Raw genomic sequence first — 20,060 nt, 5'->3', positions numbered from 1 at the left:
AATTGTTTTATAGTTTTAAAGAGCTATAAACAGTTCAATCATTTTATATTAAGTAGCCATCTTGCGTCGATTTATATTTCGTAGCTAGTATGGAATTAAAGGTAGGTGACATCATGGGTAAAATTATTACTGTTGCTAACCAAAAAGGTGGAGTTGGAAAAACAACTACATCAGTCAATCTTGGCTCTTGTTTAGCATATATCGGGAAAAGTGTACTATTAGTAGATATTGATCCACAAGGAAATGCCACTAGTGGTGTAGGTATTGAAAAAGCTGATGTTGATCATTGTATCTATGATGTGTTAGTCGATGATCTAGAAGCAAGTATGGTGATTAAGCAGACAAATGTAGAGAATTTGGATGTTATTCCAGCTACTATTCAGTTAGCTGGGGCGGAAATAGAACTTGTTTCTACTATTTCGAGAGAAGTTAGATTAAAAAGGGCATTAGATGAAGTCAAACATAACTATGACTACGTATTAATAGATTGTCCTCCTTCTTTAGGGTTATTAACGATTAATGCATTAACAGCTTCAGATGCGGTATTAATTCCAGTTCAATGTGAATATTATGCTTTAGAAGGATTAAGTCAATTACTAAATACAGTTCGACTTGTTCAAAAACATTTAAATCATGATTTGGCCATAGAGGGTGTGCTGCTAACGATGTTAGATGCTAGAACAAATCTAGGTTTACAAGTTATTGAAGAGGTTAAAAAGTATTTCCAAGACAAAGTCTATAAAACAATTATTCCAAGAAATATTCGATTATCAGAAGCACCGAGTCATGGGGAACCAATTATCATTTACGATCCAAAATCACGTGGTGCAGAAGTATATTTGGACCTTGCGAAGGAAGTGGTTACTAGTGGCTAAAGGACTTGGAAAAGGATTAGATGCCTTTTTTCCTAAAATAGATGTGGAGAAGGAAGAAAATGTTCAAGAAATAAGTCTAAATGAATTACGTCCGAATCCTTATCAGCCTAGAAAATTCTTTGATGAGGAAGCGATTGAAGAATTGAAGCTTTCTATACTAGAACACGGAATTCTTCAACCGATAATCGTTAGAAAGAGTATTAAAGGCTATGAAATAGTTGTTGGTGAACGTAGATATCGAGCAGCTAAAGAAGCTAAGTTAGAGACAGTTCCAGCAGTTGTCCGTCAATTAACAGAGCAACAAATGATGGAATTAGCAGTACTAGAGAATCTTCAAAGAGAAGATTTATCTCCTATTGAAGAAGGACATGCCTATCAGACTTTAATGAAGAAGTTAAAGCTGACTCAAGAGGAACTTGCAAAGCGTTTAGGGAAAAGCAGACCCCATATTGCCAACCACGTTCGCTTATTGACTCTTCCGAAGGCTGTGCAAAATTATATTTCTGACGGTAAAATATCCATGGGACATGGAAGAACTTTATTAGGTTTGAAAAATAAAGATAAGCTTCCAGCAATAGTTGATAAAATTATTAAAGACGGATTAAACGTGCGTCAGCTGGAACAATTAATTCAGCAACTAAATGAGAATGTTTCACGTGAAACAAAAAAAGAAAAAGCGCCTGTGAAAAATGTCTTTTTAAAAGAGCAAGAATCGTTTCTGCGTGAAAGATTTGGTACTACTGTTCATATTAAACAGAAGAAAAATAAAGGGAAAATTGAAATTGAATTTTTCTCTGAAGATGACTTAGCGCGTATTCTTCAATTATTTGAATTAGAAAATGAAAAGTAAAAAAGCCACCTAAGAAAGGGAGTTTACCTTGTATGTGAACTAAACCTTTTTTAGGGGGCTTTTATATTAGCAATAAAATAGTAGGGATTAAACAGGTTCTTCCTTCGCTTGATATTCCTGAGCTTCTCTAGTATGCATATAGCGAAGGCTAGTATGATAAATGCCTTTGGAAATGATTTTGGCCATATTTAATACTAAGCTTAATCTAGTATTCTGAAGAACCAAGAATTCCATAAAACCACTAATATTTACTATCCCTGTAATATGAATATTTCCTACAGGAGGAAGCTCTTTATTAACACCACTGCCCGGTTTTACTGGCCCATCACCAATTTGGACGATACCTACACTTTTCATTCTGCCAAGGCAAGCATCAATACCTATAATGTAAGGGTTTTGATGTTTTTTATGCACTTCTCTTAATTTTTCCTCTAAATTAAGAGCGTGGATTGGATCATCTAGTGTTCCGTAAACATGAAAAGGAGAAATATTCTTTTCGCTTAACAAGGTACCAATAAGCGGACCTAATGAATCTCCAGTAGAACGATCAGTTCCAATACAAATAAAGACAATTGGCTGATTGATTGAAACGGATGGCAAATGTTTAGCTAATGAATCTGCTATCTTAAAGGCTGCTAATTGTTCATCATGAGCTATTCTAATGGGAAGTTCATTTTTTTCGAAAAGGCTGGAATATAAGGTCATTGAATCTACTCCTTTTATTTAGGATTCGATAAAATCTATAGAAGAAAGCAATTATTAAGTTGAGTTGATTGATGTTTGACCAACCATCAAGAATGAAAATCTATCGAACCATTAGTTGTTTTTAAGCATAATTATTGTAGTATTCAGTATATGGAAAAGAGGCATATTCTATACATATCCATCAAAATAAAGGAAAAAAGAGTGAGACAAATAGGAGAAACTTTCATGATAATAAGGGCAAAAGTCCTTTGTTTTAGGAAATATCGTACTACAAAGCAAATAGAAAAACTGTTAAAATAAACTTACCCAATATGATGGCTTTTAAAGAGTAAAATAGAAAAATAGTTAGCATTATTTTTTATTTGATTTAACTTTATAGAAAGTGCTTTATTTATTACCTTGCATGAATAGGGGATAAAAGGAAAATAATCTAGTAGAAGTTTATATTTAGAGGTGTTCTAAATGGATAAGAATATAAAAGAAGGTATAGATAGTCTTATGAATGAGAATTTGTGGAGGGATGTCGGCGTTGGAGCACTAAAACTCGTCCTTATTTTCCTAATAAGCGGAATTATCATCAGGATAGGGAAGGCTGCAGTACGGAATATATTTAAAGTAAGAACACATTCTGCCTTACGAGTATCTGAAAGAAGGGAAGCAACATTAATTAAGCTATTAGAAAACACGATTACTTATGTTGTTTATTTCATAGCTATCATGATGGCATTATCTGTCTTTCATATTGATGTTAAAGCATTATTAGCAGGTGCGGGAATTGTCGGCTTAGCCATTGGTTTTGGAGCACAAAGCCTTGTAAAAGATATTATTACTGGATTTTTTATTATTTTTGAAGACCAGTTTTCTGTTGGAGACCAAGTACGTATAGGAACTTACGAGGGCGTAGTTGAGGAAATTGGATTACGTACAACAAAAATAAAAGGATTTACTGGAGAGGTAAACATTATCCCGAATGGAAGCATTGTGGATGTAACGAATTTCTCCATCAATAATAGTAAAGCGATAGTAGATGTAAGTATTGCTTATCAAGGTGATATTAATCGAGCAGAAAAAGTAATACTGGAACTAATCGAAAAATTACCAGAGCAATATGAAGATATTGTTGGCGTTCCTGAATTATTAGGGGTACAAAATATTCAAGCAGCAGAAGTAACCATTCGTGTTGTAGCGGAAACACTGCCAACGAAGCATCATGCTATCGCAAGGATATTAAGGAAAGAAATAAAAAATGTTTTAGATGAAAATGGAATTGAAAGTCCTGTCCCCAAATTAGTCATGTATTCGCAACCACAGTAATTTATTTTTTAGGAGGTATTATGGAACAGAAAGAATTTGGTCTAAATGATGTCGTTGAGATGAAAAAAGCCCACCCTTGCGGTACAAACCGCTGGAAAATAATACGATTAGGAATGGATATTCGTATTAAATGTGAGGGATGTGGGCATAGTGTTCTTATTCCGCGAAGAGAATTTGCAAGGAAAATGAAAAAGGTTTTAGTAAAACATGAGCAAGAATAGATTATTTTTCTTAGAAAAGACTGCAAATAATATTTGTAGTCTTTTTATTGATGGGAAAGGGAACACTACTTGTCTTTTTCTCTCGTTAAAACTATAATTGTTAGAGGTTTATAATAATAATGAAATTACTTTCTAGTTTGTACGATAGAGGTAGAAAGTTTATATAAGGGAGTGGCATAATGGCGTTAACTGCTGGAATAGTTGGTTTACCCAATGTTGGTAAGTCTACATTATTTAATGCAATTACACAAGCAGGTGCAGAATCAGCAAACTATCCGTTCTGTACAATTGATCCAAACGTTGGAATTGTAGAAGTACCTGATCATCGTTTAACAAAATTAACAGAATTAGTACAACCGAAAAAAACAGTACCTACTACTTTTGAATTTACAGATATTGCCGGAATTGTAAAAGGGGCAAGTAAAGGAGAAGGGCTTGGTAATAAATTCTTATCTCATATTCGTGAAGTAGATGCAATTTGCCAAGTAGTACGTTGTTTTGCGGATGATAATATTACCCATGTCTCAGGAAAAGTAGATCCTATTTCTGATATAGAAACAATCAATTTAGAGTTAATTCTTGCTGATTTAGAATCGGTAGAAAAAAGAATTGCCCGAGTTGGGAAAATGGCGAAACAAAAAGATAAAGAAGCAGTTGCTGAATTAGAAGTATTAGAACTATTAAAAGCTGCTTTTGAAGAGGAAAAACCAGCAAGAACAGTAGAGTTTACAGAAGAACAAGCAAAAATTGCTAAAGGGCTACATCTTTTAACCATTAAGCCAGTATTATATGTTGCGAATGTAGGCGAAGATGAAATTGCTGATGCAGCAAATAATGAATATGTAAAGAGGGTAAAAGAATTTGCTGCAAATGAAAATGCAGAAGTTATTATTATTTGTGCAAAAATTGAAGAAGAAATTGCAGAGCTTGAAGGGGAAGAAAAAGACATGTTCCTACAAGAGCTTGGCATTGAAGAGTCTGGTTTAGATCAGCTAATTCGTGCGGCATATCATCTTCTTGGGTTAGCAACTTACTTTACTGCTGGTGTACAAGAAGTACGTGCTTGGACATTTGTACAAGGGATGAAAGCACCACAATGTGCTGGAATTATTCATTCTGATTTTGAAAGAGGCTTTATTCGTGCTGAAACCGTTTCTTATGAGGATTTATTAGCGAGCGGCAATATGGTTGCAGCGAAGGAAGCTGGTAAAGTTCGCTTGGAAGGTAAAGAATATGTAGTAAGAGATGGAGATATTATCCACTTCCGTTTCAACGTTTAATACAATAAATATGAAAATCACTCCTGCTAAGGAAACGGCGGGAGTGATTTTTTATATGTAAGAAGATAACTGTACAATCTTTTTACAATTCCTTAAAACTCTCCAAGTATTGGATTGCTAAAATAAAAATAACCTAAAATAGTTTGCTGAAAAGGGAGTGAGGCTTTTGAAAATTGCCATTTTTTCAGACACTTATTTTCCTCAAGTAAATGGTGTTGCTCAGACTTTAAAAAGACTTACTGATCATTTTGACAACAAACAAATAGCTTATCAAGTTTATTCTCCTGAAAATAAAACTTCTACTACATACCCTAATATAAACCAATTTCCAAGTCTTCCATTTTTTCTTTATCCTGAATGCCGAACTGTTATTACCAATCCAAAGAAAATAGAGAATAGCTTAAAAAAATTCCAACCAGACCTTATTCATCTAGCAACACCATATATGATGGGGTTATACGGGTTATTTGCTGCTAAGAAATTAAATATTCCAGTGGTATCTTCCTATCACACCAACTTTGATCAATATCTTAAATACTACCATGCCTCCTTGCTAGAACCATTTTTATGGAAATATTTAAAATGGTTTCATCAATCTACCGAAAGAATATTTGTCCCCAGTAAAGAAACACAAAGAAAGTTAGAATCTTTACATTTTGATGGCTTAAAAGTTTGGGGAAGAGGGATTGATTCTAAGCTTTTTGCGCCTGATCATGATGCTAAAGAACAACTAAGAAAGAAATACCAAATAAAAGAAAAATATATTTTATTGTATGTAGGTAGATTAGCTCCAGAGAAAGATTTAGATACATTAAATAAAATTATTCATTGTCCTTCCGATATCAAAGATTCGGTCCATTGGCTCATTGTTGGAGATGGGCCAAACAAAGAAGCCTGGAGGGAAAAAGAGAGAGTACAAAAAAATATAACAATAACTGGTTATATAAAGGGGGAAGAATTGGCAAGGATATATGCAGGAGCAGATCTTTTTGTTTTCCCTTCCTTTACAGAAACTTTTGGGAATGTTGTATTAGAAGCCATGTCTAGCGGTATTCCGGCTGTCGTTGCAAATGCAGGAGGGGTAAAGGAGTTTGTAATAAATAATGTGAATGGAAAAATATGTGAACAGCAAAATGCTGAGAGCTTTGTTCATGCAATAAGTGAGCTATTGGAAGATGAAACGATGCGACTGAGAATGGGTGTAGAAGCTAGAAATTATGCTCTAACACAATCATGGGATACTATTTTTGATGGGTTAATAAGCGATTACTATGCAGTCATACAATCCAGTCGTAATCTTAATCAAAAGTACGCTTAAAAGAGCTAGTTCTTTTTATATTTATTTAATAAAAATTAAAAGGTTATCGACTCATTTTCCTGCATTGCTATTTATTATGAAGTATGCTATACTTTTACATTGTGAGTAATGTATAGTTGCTCCTTGCCCATTGTGGGCCGTCTAGACCAAAAGGAGGTGAAAGTGATGAAAAAGTACGAAATTATGTACATCATCCGTCCAAATATTGAAGATGAGGCTAAGAAAGCTCTTGTTGAGCGTTTCAACTCTATTCTTACAGATAATGGAGCGGAATTAGCAGAATCAAAAGAGTGGGGTAAACGTCGCCTTGCATATGAAATCAATGATTTCCGCGATGGTTACTATCAATTAGTAAAAGTTAACGCTGCACCAGTAGCGGTTGAAGAATTCTCTCGTTTAGCTAAGATCAACGAAGATATCATTCGCCACATCGTAGTTAAAGATGAAGCAAAATAATAATAGATAAGTGATGTTTCACGTGAAACACTTAAAATGGAAGGGAGTTGAAACTGATGATGAATCGGGTAGTTCTTGTTGGCCGTCTAACGAAGGATCCTGACTTGCGTTATACACCGAGTGGAGTTGCTGTGGCTTCTTTCACACTTGCGGTTAACCGTACTTTTACGAACCAGCAAGGGGAAAGAGAAGCAGACTTCATTAACTGTGTTATTTGGAGAAAACCAGCAGAAAACGTTGCTAACTTCTTGAAAAAAGGGAGTTTAGCAGGTGTTGATGGTCGTATTCAAACTCGTAGCTATGATGGACAAGACGGAAAACGCGTGTATGTAACAGAAGTATTAGCAGAAAGTGTTCAGTTCTTAGAACCTAGAAACAGCTCTGGTAATAATAGAAGTGACAACATGAATTATGGAGCCCCAAGAGAACAAGATAATCCTTTTGGAGGATCAAATAATTATCAGAATCAGCGACCTCAAACAAATAGAAACAATCAAGATTATACAAAAGTGGATGAAGATCCATTTGCAAATAGCGGTCAAATCGATATTTCAGATGATGATCTACCGTTCTAAAAAGTAATTTTGATAATAAAAAGGAGGTTAATCTCATGGCAATGGGTGGACGCAGAGGTGGCCGTGCAAAGCGTCGTAAAGTATGTTACTTTACAGCTAACGGTATCACTCACATCGATTATAAAGATGTAGATTTACTTAAAAAATTCATCTCAGAACGTGGTAAAATTTTACCTCGTCGTGTAACTGGTACAAGCGCTAAATATCAACGTAAATTAACGATTGCTATTAAACGTGCCCGTACTATGGCTTTACTACCATACGTAAGTGGAGAATAATTAGCCTATAAAAAACCCTATTAGACATTTGTTTAATAGGGTTTTTATATTATCTATATGAAAACACTTGCATTGTTAGTTTCTTTTTGTCCTTCATACTCACGTTAGTAACTACATTGAAGAAGTAGATAAATGATAGTAAAATATTAGATAAAAGATGGGAACCCTTTCTTCTGGTAGAATACCCTTTTTCTAACGCCATAATAAGAAATCGATAACATCGAAAATCTTATTCAGCCATCATGGAGTAAACGGACAGAGATAGACCTTTTTATATTTTAATTTAGTATTATGGGGTATAATAGTATCAGGTTTAATGAATACATAGTAAGGATTATGTGAAAATCTCACGAGCTTTAGGAGGAGAAAAATTGCCTACTTTTTTAGAGAAAGGATCCATACGGTATCCATTAATAAGTTTAATCGGTATTACCACTATCATGCTTGGAATCCTCTCTTTTTATAATTGGTTCTTTTCCTTAATTGGGTTATTTCTTTTTGTTATTCCTTTTTATTTTATCTTACGAATAGATAGTCGTCAGAGAAAGGAAACGGAAGAATATATAACCACTCTTTCCTACCGTGTTAAAAAAGTAGGGGAAGAGGCATTAATGGAAATGCCAATAGGAATCATGCTTATAAATGATGATTATTATATCGAATGGACAAATCCCTTTTTAGCATCTTGTTTTACAGAGGATACACTTGTTGGAAGGTCTTTATATGATGTTTCTCCATCCATTATCCCATTAATTAAACAAGAGGTAGAAACGGAAATCATTACATTACATGAAAGAAAGTTCCGAGTCATTCATAAAGTGGAAGAACGACTATTATACTTTTTCGATGTGACAGAGCAAACGGAAATTGAAAAGCTGTATGAAGACGAACGTACGGCAATTGCCATTATCTTTCTAGATAATTATGATGACTTAACGCAAGGTATGGATGATCAGACAAGAAGTAGCATTAATAATACAGTCACAGCCATTTTAAATAAATGGGCTACAGATAATGGAGTCTTATTAAAACGGATTTCCTCTGATCGTTTCATTGCTATTTTCAATGAACATATTCTACAAAATTTGGAAAAGGGCAAGTTTACAATATTAGATGATGTTCGAGAATTAACTACGAAGCAAAATGTACCTTTAACACTTAGTATTGGAGTTGGATCTGGTGTATCTTCCTTGCCTGAGCTGGGAAATATTGCACAATCCAGTCTTGATTTAGCCTTAGGAAGAGGGGGAGATCAAGTTGCGATAAAGCAGCCAAATGGAAAAGTGAAGTTTTTTGGAGGTAAAACAAATCCTGTAGAAAAACGAACTAGGGTTAGAGCACGTGTAATTTCTCATGCTTTAAAGGAATTAGTTTTAGAGAGTGATAAAGTCATTATTATGGGACATAAGAACCCGGATATGGATGCAATTGGCGCAGCGATTGGGATACATAAAGTAGCCCAGATGAACCAAAAGGAAGCATATATAGTCATTAATTTTCAAGAGATAGATACAGCTGTTCGAAGGTTGATGGAAGAAATAAAAAAACAAGAGACCTTGTTTACGAAATTTATCACACCTGATCAAGCATTAGAAATGGCTACAGGCGATACACTTCTAGTAGTAGTTGATACCCATAAGCCTTCTTTAGTGATTGAAGAGCATTTATTGAATAAAATAGAAGATGTAGTAGTGATTGACCATCATCGTCGTGGAGAGGAATTTATAGAGAATCCGATTCTTGTCTATATGGAACCATATGCTTCCTCTACTGCCGAACTAGTAACAGAATTACTAGAATATCAGCCGAAAACTGTTAAAATTGAAATGTTAGAAGCAACAGCCCTTTTAGCAGGAATTATTGTGGATACAAAAAGCTTTACTCTTAGAACAGGGGCACGAACATTTGATGCTGCTTCTTATTTAAGAGGGCAGGGAGCAGACACTGTACTTGTTCAAAAATTCCTAAAAGAGGATATTGAAAACTATGTGAAAAGAGCAAGAATTATTGAAAATGTTCAATTTTATAAAGAGGGAATTGCAATAGCAATAGCGAAGGAAGAAGAAGCAGTAGATGTTGTTTTAATTGCCCAAACAGCTGATACTCTATTAACAATGGATGGAATTATTGCCTCTTTTGTAATAGCACCTAGAGGGGAAACGATGATTGGAATTAGCGCACGCTCCTTAGGAGACATCAATGTCCAAATTATTATGGAAAGTCTTCATGGTGGTGGACATTTAACCAATGCTGCTACACAGCTATCTAATATGCCGATGGAAGAGGTAGAGGCAAGGCTTAAGTTAGCGATTGATGACTATTTTGAAGGGAGAAGAAAAGAATGAAAGTTATTTTTCTAAAAGATGTAAAAGGAAAAGGGAAAAAAGGGGAAGTTAAAAACGTAGCAGATGGCTATGCACATAACTTTCTTTTAAAACAAGGTTTGGCTGTAGAGGCGAATGCTTCAGCTGTTAGTACACTAAATGCACAGAAGAAAAAAGAAGAGAAAGAAGCTATTGAAGAGCTTAATAGAGCAAAAGAATTAAAAGAAAAGCTAGAAAAAGTAACAGTGGAGCTGCATGCAAAATCAGGTGAAGGCGGTAGGTTATTTGGATCAATTACAAGTAAGCAAATTGCTGATGAACTAAATAAAAAGCATCAAATTAAAATTGATAAACGAAAAATTGAATTAAATGATGCTATTCGTTCACTAGGTGTGACAAAGGTTGCAGTGAAGCTTCATCACGAAGTGTCTGCAACATTAAATGTACATGTAAAAGAATTAAGCTAATATTGGAAGTTCCATTTGCCGCTAAACATGTTAAAATAGAATAAGCTTAAGAAAATGTGATACAGGTTGAGCTGGTCACATTTTTTGTTTGACTGTTTTTAATAGAAAATATTTAAAAAAATGAAAAGGGCACAGTGGATACAAAAATATCTTTCAGCAAATGAAAGAATCTTTTTGTATAGATTGTTGCTTTTTTTAACCTAGGCTATGTTTATTATCATATCCTCTCATTTAAGGAGGTTTTATAGATTGAGTGAAATGTTAAATGATCGAATGCCCCCTCAAAATATTGAGGCTGAGCAGGCTGTACTAGGGGCCATATTTCTTGAGCCACAAAGCTTAACACTAGCTTCTGAAATATTAATACCAGAAGACTTTTATCGTGGCGCACATCAAAGAATATATTCAACGATGCTTAAATTAAATGATGAAGGAAAAGCAGTCGATTTAATAACAGTGACGTCTGAATTGGCAGCTACTAATAACTTAGAAGATACAGGTGGAGTTAGTTATTTGAGCGAGCTGGCAGCTTCTGTGCCAACCGCTGCCAATATAGAATATTATGCGAAGATTGTAGAAGAGAAGTCATTGCTGCGCCGATTAATTCGAACAGCAACAAATATTGCCCAAGACGGATATTCCCGCGAGGATGAAGTAGAAGCCCTTCTAAGTGAAGCGGAAAAGAATATTTTAGAAGTAGCACAGCGGAAAAATGCCGGTGCGTTTCATAATATCAAAGATGTTCTCGTGCGAACATACGATAACATTGAAGAGATGCATAATCGTAAAGGCGATATAACAGGTATAGCAACAGGGTTTGCTGAGCTTGATAAAATGACGGCTGGATTCCAGCGCAATGATCTAATTATCGTTGGAGCGAGACCATCCGTTGGTAAAACTGCCTTTGCCTTAAATATTGCTCAGAATGTTGCCGTAAAAACAGGAGAAAATGTAGCAATCTTCAGTTTGGAGATGGGAGCAGAGCAGCTCGTTATGCGTATGCTTTGTGCAGAAGGTAATATAGATGCACAGCGTCTTCGTACAGGGTCATTAACGGACGAGGACTGGGGCAAGCTGACAATGGCAATGGGGAGTCTGTCCAATGCTGGTATTTTCATTGATGATACTCCAGGGGTAAAGATTACCGATATAAGAGCTAAATGTCGCCGCTTAAAGCAGGAGCATGGCTTAGGAATGATATTAATTGATTACCTTCAGCTTATTTTAGGAAGTGGACGAGCAGGCGAAAATAGACAGCAAGAGGTATCGGAAATTTCCCGTTCCTTAAAACAGCTTGCACGTGAGCTTCAAGTGCCCGTAATCGCCTTGTCCCAGCTATCACGCGGGGTAGAGCAAAGACAAGATAAGCGTCCGATGATGTCTGATATCAGGGAATCAGGAAGTATTGAGCAGGATGCCGATATTGTAGCGTTCTTGTACCGTGATGATTACTATGACAAGGAATCAGAAAGCAAGAATATTATAGAGATCATTATTGCGAAACAGCGTAATGGACCAACAGGAACGGTACAATTAGCTTTTGTAAAAGAATATAATAAATTCGTCAATTTAGAACGGCGCTTTGAAGATGGGGCAATGCCGACAGGCGCTTAGGAAAAAAAGATTAGTAGACTGCGAGCTACTAATCTTTTTTTGTGCCTTTTCAGATGGACAGAAGTCTTAATCGGAGTAAATATACTTCAACTTATATCGTTTTTTATTAATCTCTTTTTTACGAACATAATCTTAAAATATTAAAAAGATTGTTCGTGTTTTATTGACTTTTATCTTGGGGAATTGATAAAATAGGAATGTTGATTAAGGATATAATAAAAAAAGATATAGAAACCTGTGGAGGTGCTCTAGGATATGTCATCAGTAGTGGTGGTAGGAACGCAATGGGGAGACGAAGGAAAAGGTAAAATTACCGATTTCCTATCTGAAAATGCAGAAGTGATTGCACGTTATCAAGGTGGTAACAATGCAGGTCATACAATTAAGTTTAATGGAGAAACTTATAAATTACACTTAATTCCATCTGGGATATTTTATAAAGAAAAAATTAGTGTGGTTGGAAACGGAATGGTCGTTGATCCAAAAGCGATCATTGAAGAATTAAAATATTTACATGACCGTAATATCAATACAGATAATTTGAGAATTAGTAATCGTGCACATGTTATTCTTCCCTATCATCTAAAATTAGATGAGGTTGAGGAAGAAAGCAAAGGTGCTAATAAAATTGGAACAACGAAAAAAGGAATTGGACCAGCTTATATGGATAAAGCGGCGCGTACTGGTATCCGTATTGCTGACTTATTAGATAAAGAAGTATTTGAAGAAAAGCTTGCAAGAAATTTAATTGAAAAAAACCGTTTATTAGAGCGTATTTATGAAACGGAAGGCTTTAAATTAGAAGATATTTTAGATGAATATTATGAGTATGGGCAGCAAATTAAGAAATATGTTTGTGACACTTCTGTTGTATTGAATGATGCATTAGATGAAGGCCGCAGAGTATTATTTGAAGGTGCTCAAGGGGTAATGCTTGATATCGATCAAGGTACGTATCCGTTTGTTACATCTTCTAATCCAGTGGCTGGAGGGGTAACAATTGGTTCAGGTGTTGGTCCAACGAAAATTAAACATGTAGTTGGTGTGTCCAAAGCCTATACATCAAGAGTAGGGGATGGACCTTTCCCAACAGAACTAAATGACGAAATTGGACATCATATTAGAGAAGTTGGCCGTGAATATGGAACAACAACTGGTAGACCACGCCGTGTCGGCTGGTTTGATAGTGTCGTTGTACGTCATGCACGTCGTGTTAGCGGTATTACTGATCTTTCTCTGAATTCCATTGATGTTTTAACAGGAATTGAAACAGTAAAGATTTGTGTTGCTTATAAATACAAAGGGGAAGTAATGGAAGAGTTCCCAGCAAGCCTTAAAGTACTAGCTGATTGTGAGCCAGTATATGAAGAATTACCAGGCTGGTCAGAGGACATTACTGGATGTAAAACATTAAGTGAGCTTCCTGAAAATGCCCGTCATTATTTAGAAAGAGTTTCACAGTTAACAGGGATCCCATTATCCATGTTCTCAGTTGGTCCAGATCGTACACAAACAAATGTGATACACAGCCCTTGGAGACAAATCTAAACATGGTAAGAGGTCGTTCTAAACGTGTTAGAACGACCTTTTCTTTTCTAAATAGATAATAGAAGCAGGCTTGCTTGATTCGTTTACAGAAATGGCATGAGGGTATGATAAGTATACAGCATTCTTTATGTTGGGTATTTAATTTTAGTAACCTTGCGGAGGAAAAATAGTTACGTAGGAGTTAAAAAATATTTTTGAAAAAAACTTTTAAAAAAAGTATTGCTTTTTATTTTAGTAATATGCTAATATAAAAAGCGTCGCAAATGACAAAAAATACGAGCCATTAGCTCAGTCGGTAGAGCATCTGACTTTTAATCAGAGGGTCGGAGGTTCGAATCCTCCATGGCTCACCATTTCTTGTAATAATTTCACGGCCCATTGGTCAAGCGGTTAAGACACCGCCCTTTCACGGCGGTAACACGGGTTCGAATCCCGTATGGGTCATAATATCTTTTTAAAGGTATTAATAGTAAAAATGGTCCGGTAGTTCAGTTGGTTAGAATGCCTGCCTGTCACGCAGGAGGTCGCGGGTTCGAGTCCCGTCCGGACCGCCATTTTTTCTTCCTATGCATTTGCATATTTAATATATATTTTTATCTAATACATATTGAAGACAAGTAAGAATTTCGACCTGTGCTGCTAGTAAGCATCTGTCACAATAGTTTGGCTCAGTAGCTCAGTCGGTAGAGCAAAGGACTGAAAATCCTTGTGTCGGCGGTTCGATTCCGTCCTGAGCCACCTTGATTTATCATTACAACGACTGTTCGTTGTTTTTTTTATGCCAAATTATTTCCCCGTAAATAAATGTGAAGAAATCCGCGATTATTACAAATCCCACAGAACATATAAATTTAACAACAATTTTATTACAATATAATAGCAAACCATTTTTCCTTATAAAAGTATGATAAAGTTAATGTATATGTCTTCTTTGTTAGGAACTTTAAAATAATGAAGTGAATGGAGTAGAAACAGAAGAGAATTATTTAATTTAGAAAAAAGTAAGTAGAGGATGTTTTAGACAAAAAAAGGACAAGGGATCCATTCTATCAAAAAGGATATCCTTGCCAAAATTAAGGGAAAATGAAACTCATATATATAGACGATTATCTCGTCTAAAAGGTTTCAATAATTTATCCATCTACCTATGTATTTTTTATTGTAAAATAATGCTCTAACTAATTTTCTGCAGAAAGAAGGCATATAACAGCCTAGTATGTATTGATGATGGATGTATGCTTTTAGTTCCCATGTATAAGAATAAAAGACTAATAAAGAAAAATAAGCAATTCTCTCTTTAAATAGAGAGATTTTTTATTCGGGGATGGAAGGAATGTTCAGTGGGCTAATGAAAAGCTTCACTGTCTTTTTTATTTGGGGCTATTTAGTGGATAGCAGTTATTTGGAGAATTTTATCATCCTGCTACCTATTTTTTGTTTCTCTTGGTAAAGGGAGATGAAAGCGGGATAAACTAATAATAGAAAAAAAGTGATTATATAAATTTAAAATGGTAAAGTAGACATTAGAAGTAAACAATAAAAGAATGAAATAACAATAGATAAACTTGATATAAGGAGAATAGCAGAATGAACAAAAAGATTCTAGTTGTAGATGATGAAAAACCAATTGCGGATATTTTGCAATTTAATTTAAAGAAAGAAGGATTTGAAGTTTATTGTGCTTATGATGGCAACGAGGCGTTAGAGAAGGTAGAAGAACTTCAGCCGGATTTAGTATTATTAGATATTATGCTGCCACAAAGAGATGGAATGGAAGTATGTCGTGAGGTTAGAAAGAAATATGAGATGCCGATTATTATGTTAACGGCTAAGGACTCTGAGATAGATAAGGTGTTAGGACTGGAATTAGGGGCAGATGATTATGTAACAAAGCCTTTCAGTACGAGAGAGCTGATTGCACGTGTTAAAGCAAATCTTCGTAGACACCAGCAAGTTTCTTCTGCTGCAGAAGAGGAGAAAGAAACAAATGAAATTGAAGTTGGTTCCCTTATAATTCACCCAGATGCTTATATCGTATCGAAAAGGGGAGAAATGATTGAGTTGACTCATCGTGAGTTTGAATTGCTTTACTATTTAGCAAAACATATCGGACAAGTTATGACGAGAGAGCACTTGCTTCAAACTGTATGGGGTTACGACTACTATGGAGATGTAAGAACAGTAGACGTAACAGTAAGAAGGTTAAGAGAAAAAATTGAAGATAATCCTAGTCATCCAACTTGGATTGTGACAAGAAGAGGCGTTGGATACTACTTGAGAAATCCTGAGCAGGAGTAAATCTATTAATGAAAAAAGTGAGTTTTTTTCGTTCTATTCATTTGAAGCTTGTGGTAGTAATTGTTTTGCTTATTCTAATTTCTATTCAGATTATTGGAGTCTATTTTGTAAAGACTTTACAGACAACCTTATTGGATAGTTTTAAAGTATCGATTCAAGAGAAAGTAAATATCTTATCGATTTATTTAGAAGAGCAGCTTGTAAAGGAAAGAGTCGTCGAAAATGGGGATTCAAAGTTAGAAGATGATATTAGAAGAATTTTGAGTGATAATAATTCTTCTGATATTAAGGAAATTAGAGTAGTTAATAGTAATGGAATTATAGTCGGAACTTCGGATCCGGAAAATCAAAATTTAGTTGGCCAGAGAATGGTCGACTATTCGGTAAGACGAATTTTATCTAATTCTTCCCAGCCAGATAATCCGATCAAGCAGAAAAATGGCGAGAAAATCTATGAGCTGATTACTCCTATAAAGACGAATGGAGATGAAATAGTCGGAGCCATTTATTTGGTAGGGAAAATCGAGAATGTGTATAAACAAATTGATAAGATTAATCAAATCTTCCAAAAAGGAACCATTATTACATTGGTTGTTACCGCTATTTTGGGAGTTCTGTTAGCAAGAACAATCACCAAGCCAATCTCTGATATGCAAAAGCATGCTTTTGCCTTATCAAAGGGGAATTTCTCTCGAAAGGTAAAAGTGTATGGATTTGATGAAATCGGCCAGCTGGCGATTACTTTTAATAATTTGACCAAGAAGCTTCAAGAGTCACAGGCTACAACAGAAAGTGAAAGAAGAAAACTATCTTCAGTATTAGCCTATATGACAGACGGAGTAATTGCGACAGATAGAAAAGGACGGATTATTCTTATTAATGAGCCAGCTGCAAAAATGCTGGATGTTTCACGTGAAACAGTCCTTTCAGAACCAATTGTTAATCTTCTTGATCTTAATGGAAAGTATACATTTGAGGAACTTCTCGAGGAAAGAGAATCGGTTATTTTGGATTATAGTACACATTATGAGCCATATGTGTTACGGGCGAATTTTTCAGTTATCCAAAAAGAAACAGGGTTTGTGAATGGTTTAATTACGGTTCTTCACGATATTACCGAACAAGAAAAGATTGATATGGAAAGAAAAGAGTTTGTGGCGAATGTTTCCCATGAATTGCGTACGCCGCTAACGACAATGCGCAGTTATGTAGAGGCTCTATATGATGGGGCTTGGAAAGATGAAGAATTAGCTCCGAAATTCCTTAATGTCACACAAACGGAAACAGAACGGATGATACGCCTTGTAAATGACTTATTACAGCTTTCTAAATTAGATAGTCGTGATTATCAGTTAAATAAAGAACTTGTTGATTTCATCGTATTTTATAATCGCATTATTGATCGTTTTGAATTGACGAAAGAGCAAAATGTTATTTTTATAAGAAAATTGCCTAAGAAAGCAGCATTTGTGGAAATTGATGAAGATAAATTGACACAGGTTCTTGATAATATAATTTCTAATGCCTTGAAATACTCTCCTGAAGGTGGGAAAATTACTTTTTCTATAAAGGAGCAAGAACAGCAAATTATCGTAAGTGTATCGGATAATGGCGTAGGTATTCCAAAAGAAAATATTGATAAAATATTTGATCGTTTCTACCGTGTTGATAAGGCGAGAACACGTAAGCTTGGCGGAACAGGACTAGGCCTTGCTATTGCGAAAGAAATGGTAGAAGCACATGGGGGAAGAATTTGGGCATCCAGTAAAGAAGGAAAAGGAACAAAAATATCTTTCACCCTACCGTATATTCAATCTGAAGAGGATGATTGGGGATGAAATATGAGAACGTAAAAAGTGGCATTTTAATCTTGCTGGTAGCATTAAGTGTGTTATTATATTATCTCCTTTGGACAGACCAAGGTGGAGAGTTTGATGCGATGGATTCTAGTGGTTCTACTATGGAGCAAGAGGCATTAGGGGCTAAAAAGGAAGTCAGTGAAGTAATAAAGCCTGATGAAATTTACCAACACATCGATGGGCAGCATTATGGTACAATTTCCAAGGAGGAAGTAGACCATATTCTAAATAGATTGAAAGAATTTGATTATGGGAATTTCCGTAATATATCTTCCACCATTCCTAGTATAGCCACTTTTTTAGAAGAGCAGAATAATAGTCTAGAAATAAGGTTTCCAGGGCAAGTTCCTTTTCGTATTTATAAAGAAATTTTAAGAATTGATCAAGATAATTCCTTTGATTTTGATACGATCTTGTTTTCTTATAAGGATGGAAGTGTTTATTTTCTGTCTAAAGAAACAGAGAAAGTATATGAAGCATCGATAAATACAACCTATATAGAGCAGCTTAATAAATTGAAAGAAAATGTTTATGCGGAAAAGACAGTGTACTCCACTTATTTTTCTTATAAACCTAATGATCAATATTTAATTTACTTGCCTAATGGAAAGCAGGAAATAAATAAATATAAATACTTTACAAGACAAATTGAATCTATCCGCTTGAGCAGAGCATTATTTGAAGAGCCAAGTATTGCTCAAAAAGAAATTCTGACAAATTGGGAAGAGTATACGGATGATTCAGGTTTATTACGAATATATAAAGATACCCATATAGTTAGTTTCTTTAAACCTGCAGGCATTTCGAATGAAATGACTCAGAACCATATAATAAATAATAGTATCGAATTGATTAATGAACGTGGCGGCTGGATTAATGACTATCTTTATGTCGGACGAGATGATGATAGAAAGGTTACCTTTCGTTTATACAATACAAATGGGATGCCTGTGTTCAATCTAAATACGGAGTTGTCCGATATTCGATTATACTGGGAAGATAATAAGGCAAAGCGTCTGTTAACGAGTAATTTAATTATTATTAATACAACCACTCCGTTTGATTTTTCAAAAGAGACCATCTCATCAGGAGAGGATGTTCTAAATTATCTTAAAAGCAATAAAAAACTGAAGATGGAAAAACTCCAGAAGATCGTACTGGGATACGATATGCAGGTCGATTCGCAAAGTATCGTTTCTTTACAGCCAACTTGGTTTTACCAATATGATCATAAATGGTATTCCCTATATTCGGAAGGAACAGGGGGCAGCTTAGATGGACTGGAGTAAGATAAAGACGATATTTATCATTGCCTTTTTACTATTAGATGTTTATTTAATTTATGAATATGTAAAAATTAAGGAATACCAGCGGGCCGATGATTTACCAACAGAACCACCAACACACACATTGTCACGGCTAGGAATTGATTACGATAAAGAGAAACTGCCGGTCAATAATGTGAAGGATCAATATTTATCTGCCAAATCGAAGAAATTTACCGATGATGAGATCAAGAAGTTGGAAAAGGGATTATTAAGCGGTCAAGAAATTACGGTAAGAGATAGCATATATCTTCAAGCAGTCCTAGAGAAACCAATCAGTATAGATAAAGAGTTCGATCCCGATGATTTGACTGATTTTCTGCTTAATTCCGTACTTAACGGTGCAGAGTATCGCTTTTGGGAAAAGAAGGGGAACACGATAAAGTACTATCAGCAGCATGCAGGAAAAACATTGTATCGCAATCCTAAAGCGGAGCTTACCTTTAATGTCAATGAAGAAAATAAAATTGTTTCTTATAACCAGACATATTTAGAAAACATTAAAGAAATGGATAAAGAAGAGGTCATTATGCAGCCGCCTGATGCTATTCTTAACTTATTTAAGAATAATTTCATTGAAAGTGGTTCATATGTAAGTCATATAGAACTAGGGTATTATACACAGCTTGATACTTCGGCACAGCTGCTTGCGCCAACTTGGAAAGTAACAGTGAACGAAGAAGATTTTTATGTGAACGCGCTAGATGGACAAGTTATTCAGCCAGAAACAGAGGAAATGAAAGTGGAGTGAGA

At 35.2% G+C, this 20,060-nt stretch carries 18 protein-coding genes and 4 tRNA genes; 21 read left to right on the top strand and 1 reads right to left on the bottom strand.

Features of this window, described 5'->3' with window-relative positions; genetic code table 11:
• Positions 1–113: 113 nt before the first annotated feature.
• Together BCI01S_RS05965 and BCI01S_RS05960 are read left to right on the top strand one after the other, a co-directional pair.
• On the top strand, positions 114–875 hold the full coding sequence (locus BCI01S_RS05965; protein WP_047944597.1) for a ParA family protein: 762 nt from the start codon (positions 114–116) through the stop codon (positions 873–875).
• Positions 868–1,725 (top strand): ParB/RepB/Spo0J family partition protein, encoded by an 858-nt coding sequence (locus tag BCI01S_RS05960; protein WP_061797255.1) that lies wholly within the window; start codon positions 868–870, stop codon positions 1,723–1,725. Before BCI01S_RS05965 ends, BCI01S_RS05960 begins: the two co-directional genes overlap by 8 nt.
• 87 nt (positions 1,726–1,812) lie before the next feature.
• Here BCI01S_RS05960 and yyaC read toward each other — a convergent pair whose 3' ends face one another.
• A complete protein-coding gene (yyaC, locus tag BCI01S_RS05955; protein ID WP_047944595.1) occupies positions 1,813–2,430 on the bottom strand; it encodes a spore protease YyaC in 618 nt (205 codons plus the stop codon).
• A 462-nt stretch (positions 2,431–2,892) separates the two neighbouring features.
• Here yyaC and BCI01S_RS05950 point away from each other — a divergent pair, with 462 nt between their 5' ends.
• The 19 genes from BCI01S_RS05950 (at position 2,893) to BCI01S_RS05860 (ending at position 20,058) form a co-directional block, all read left to right on the top strand.
• A complete protein-coding gene (locus BCI01S_RS05950) occupies positions 2,893–3,744 on the top strand; it encodes a mechanosensitive ion channel family protein (protein ID WP_047944594.1) in 852 nt (283 codons plus the stop codon).
• Between the two features lie 20 nt (positions 3,745–3,764).
• Positions 3,765–3,965: a DUF951 domain-containing protein gene (locus tag BCI01S_RS05945; protein ID WP_047944593.1), complete on the top strand. Its 201-nt coding sequence runs from the start codon at positions 3,765–3,767 to the stop codon at positions 3,963–3,965.
• 179 nt (positions 3,966–4,144) lie between these two features.
• Positions 4,145–5,245, top strand: a complete 1,101-nt coding sequence (gene ychF, locus BCI01S_RS05940) for a redox-regulated ATPase YchF (protein ID WP_061797253.1) — start codon at positions 4,145–4,147, stop codon at positions 5,243–5,245.
• 166 nt (positions 5,246–5,411) lie between these two features.
• The gene (locus tag BCI01S_RS05935) at positions 5,412–6,563 is read left to right on the top strand and encodes a glycosyltransferase family 4 protein (protein ID WP_047944591.1); all 1,152 of its coding nucleotides are present in this window, start codon (positions 5,412–5,414) and stop codon (positions 6,561–6,563) included.
• Positions 6,564–6,728: 165 nt separating this feature from the next.
• Positions 6,729–7,019, top strand: a complete 291-nt coding sequence (gene rpsF / locus BCI01S_RS05930) for a 30S ribosomal protein S6 (RefSeq protein WP_047944590.1) — start codon at positions 6,729–6,731, stop codon at positions 7,017–7,019.
• Positions 7,020–7,075: 56 nt separating this feature from the next.
• Positions 7,076–7,594 carry a single-stranded DNA-binding protein gene (gene ssb, locus BCI01S_RS05925; RefSeq protein WP_047944589.1) on the top strand — a complete coding sequence of 173 codons (519 nt, stop codon included), beginning with the start codon at positions 7,076–7,078 and terminating at the stop codon, positions 7,592–7,594.
• Positions 7,595–7,635: 41 nt separating this feature from the next.
• Complete coding sequence (gene rpsR / locus BCI01S_RS05920; protein WP_047944615.1) at positions 7,636–7,872, top strand: 30S ribosomal protein S18; 237 nt, start codon at positions 7,636–7,638, stop codon at positions 7,870–7,872.
• A 371-nt stretch (positions 7,873–8,243) separates the two neighbouring features.
• The gene (locus tag BCI01S_RS05915; RefSeq protein ID WP_061797251.1) at positions 8,244–10,217 is read left to right on the top strand and encodes a DHH family phosphoesterase; all 1,974 of its coding nucleotides are present in this window, start codon (positions 8,244–8,246) and stop codon (positions 10,215–10,217) included.
• Positions 10,214–10,663: a 50S ribosomal protein L9 gene (gene rplI / locus BCI01S_RS05910; protein WP_047944587.1), complete on the top strand. Its 450-nt coding sequence runs from the start codon at positions 10,214–10,216 to the stop codon at positions 10,661–10,663. The genes BCI01S_RS05915 and rplI overlap by 4 nt, the downstream gene beginning before the upstream one ends.
• A 249-nt stretch (positions 10,664–10,912) precedes the next feature.
• A complete protein-coding gene (gene dnaB / locus BCI01S_RS05905; RefSeq protein ID WP_047944586.1) occupies positions 10,913–12,277 on the top strand; it encodes a replicative DNA helicase in 1,365 nt (454 codons plus the stop codon).
• A gap of 255 nt (positions 12,278–12,532) precedes the next feature.
• Entirely contained in the window at positions 12,533–13,825 is a 1,293-nt protein-coding gene (locus tag BCI01S_RS05900) for an adenylosuccinate synthase (protein WP_047944584.1), read from the top strand.
• A 277-nt stretch (positions 13,826–14,102) separates the two neighbouring features.
• A tRNA-Lys gene (locus BCI01S_RS05895) sits at positions 14,103–14,178 on the top strand.
• 19 nt (positions 14,179–14,197) lie between these two features.
• Positions 14,198–14,269, top strand: a tRNA-Glu gene (locus BCI01S_RS05890).
• A gap of 33 nt (positions 14,270–14,302) precedes the next feature.
• Positions 14,303–14,379, top strand: a tRNA-Asp gene (locus tag BCI01S_RS05885).
• Between the two features lie 111 nt (positions 14,380–14,490).
• Positions 14,491–14,563, top strand: a tRNA-Phe gene (locus BCI01S_RS05880).
• Positions 14,564–15,412: 849 nt separating this feature from the next.
• Positions 15,413–16,123 carry a response regulator YycF gene (gene yycF, locus BCI01S_RS05875; RefSeq protein WP_047941026.1) on the top strand — a complete coding sequence of 237 codons (711 nt, stop codon included), beginning with the start codon at positions 15,413–15,415 and terminating at the stop codon, positions 16,121–16,123.
• An 8-nt stretch (positions 16,124–16,131) separates the two neighbouring features.
• Complete coding sequence (gene walK, locus BCI01S_RS05870) at positions 16,132–17,961, top strand: cell wall metabolism sensor histidine kinase WalK (RefSeq protein ID WP_047941025.1); 1,830 nt, start codon at positions 16,132–16,134, stop codon at positions 17,959–17,961.
• Positions 17,958–19,271: a YycH family regulatory protein gene (locus BCI01S_RS05865; protein ID WP_061797249.1), complete on the top strand. Its 1,314-nt coding sequence runs from the start codon at positions 17,958–17,960 to the stop codon at positions 19,269–19,271. The genes walK and BCI01S_RS05865 overlap by 4 nt, the downstream gene beginning before the upstream one ends.
• Positions 19,258–20,058: a two-component system regulatory protein YycI gene (locus BCI01S_RS05860; protein ID WP_061797248.1), complete on the top strand. Its 801-nt coding sequence runs from the start codon at positions 19,258–19,260 to the stop codon at positions 20,056–20,058. The genes BCI01S_RS05865 and BCI01S_RS05860 overlap by 14 nt, the downstream gene beginning before the upstream one ends.
• The last annotated feature ends 2 nt before the right edge of the window (positions 20,059–20,060 follow it).

This window comes from Niallia circulans NBRC 13626, assembly GCF_001591585.1.
Classification (GTDB): Bacteria; Bacillota; Bacilli; order Bacillales; family Cytobacillaceae; genus Niallia; species Niallia circulans.
Note: the sequence above shows the minus strand (reverse complement) of the source record. Positions and strands in the feature narration are given on the sequence as shown.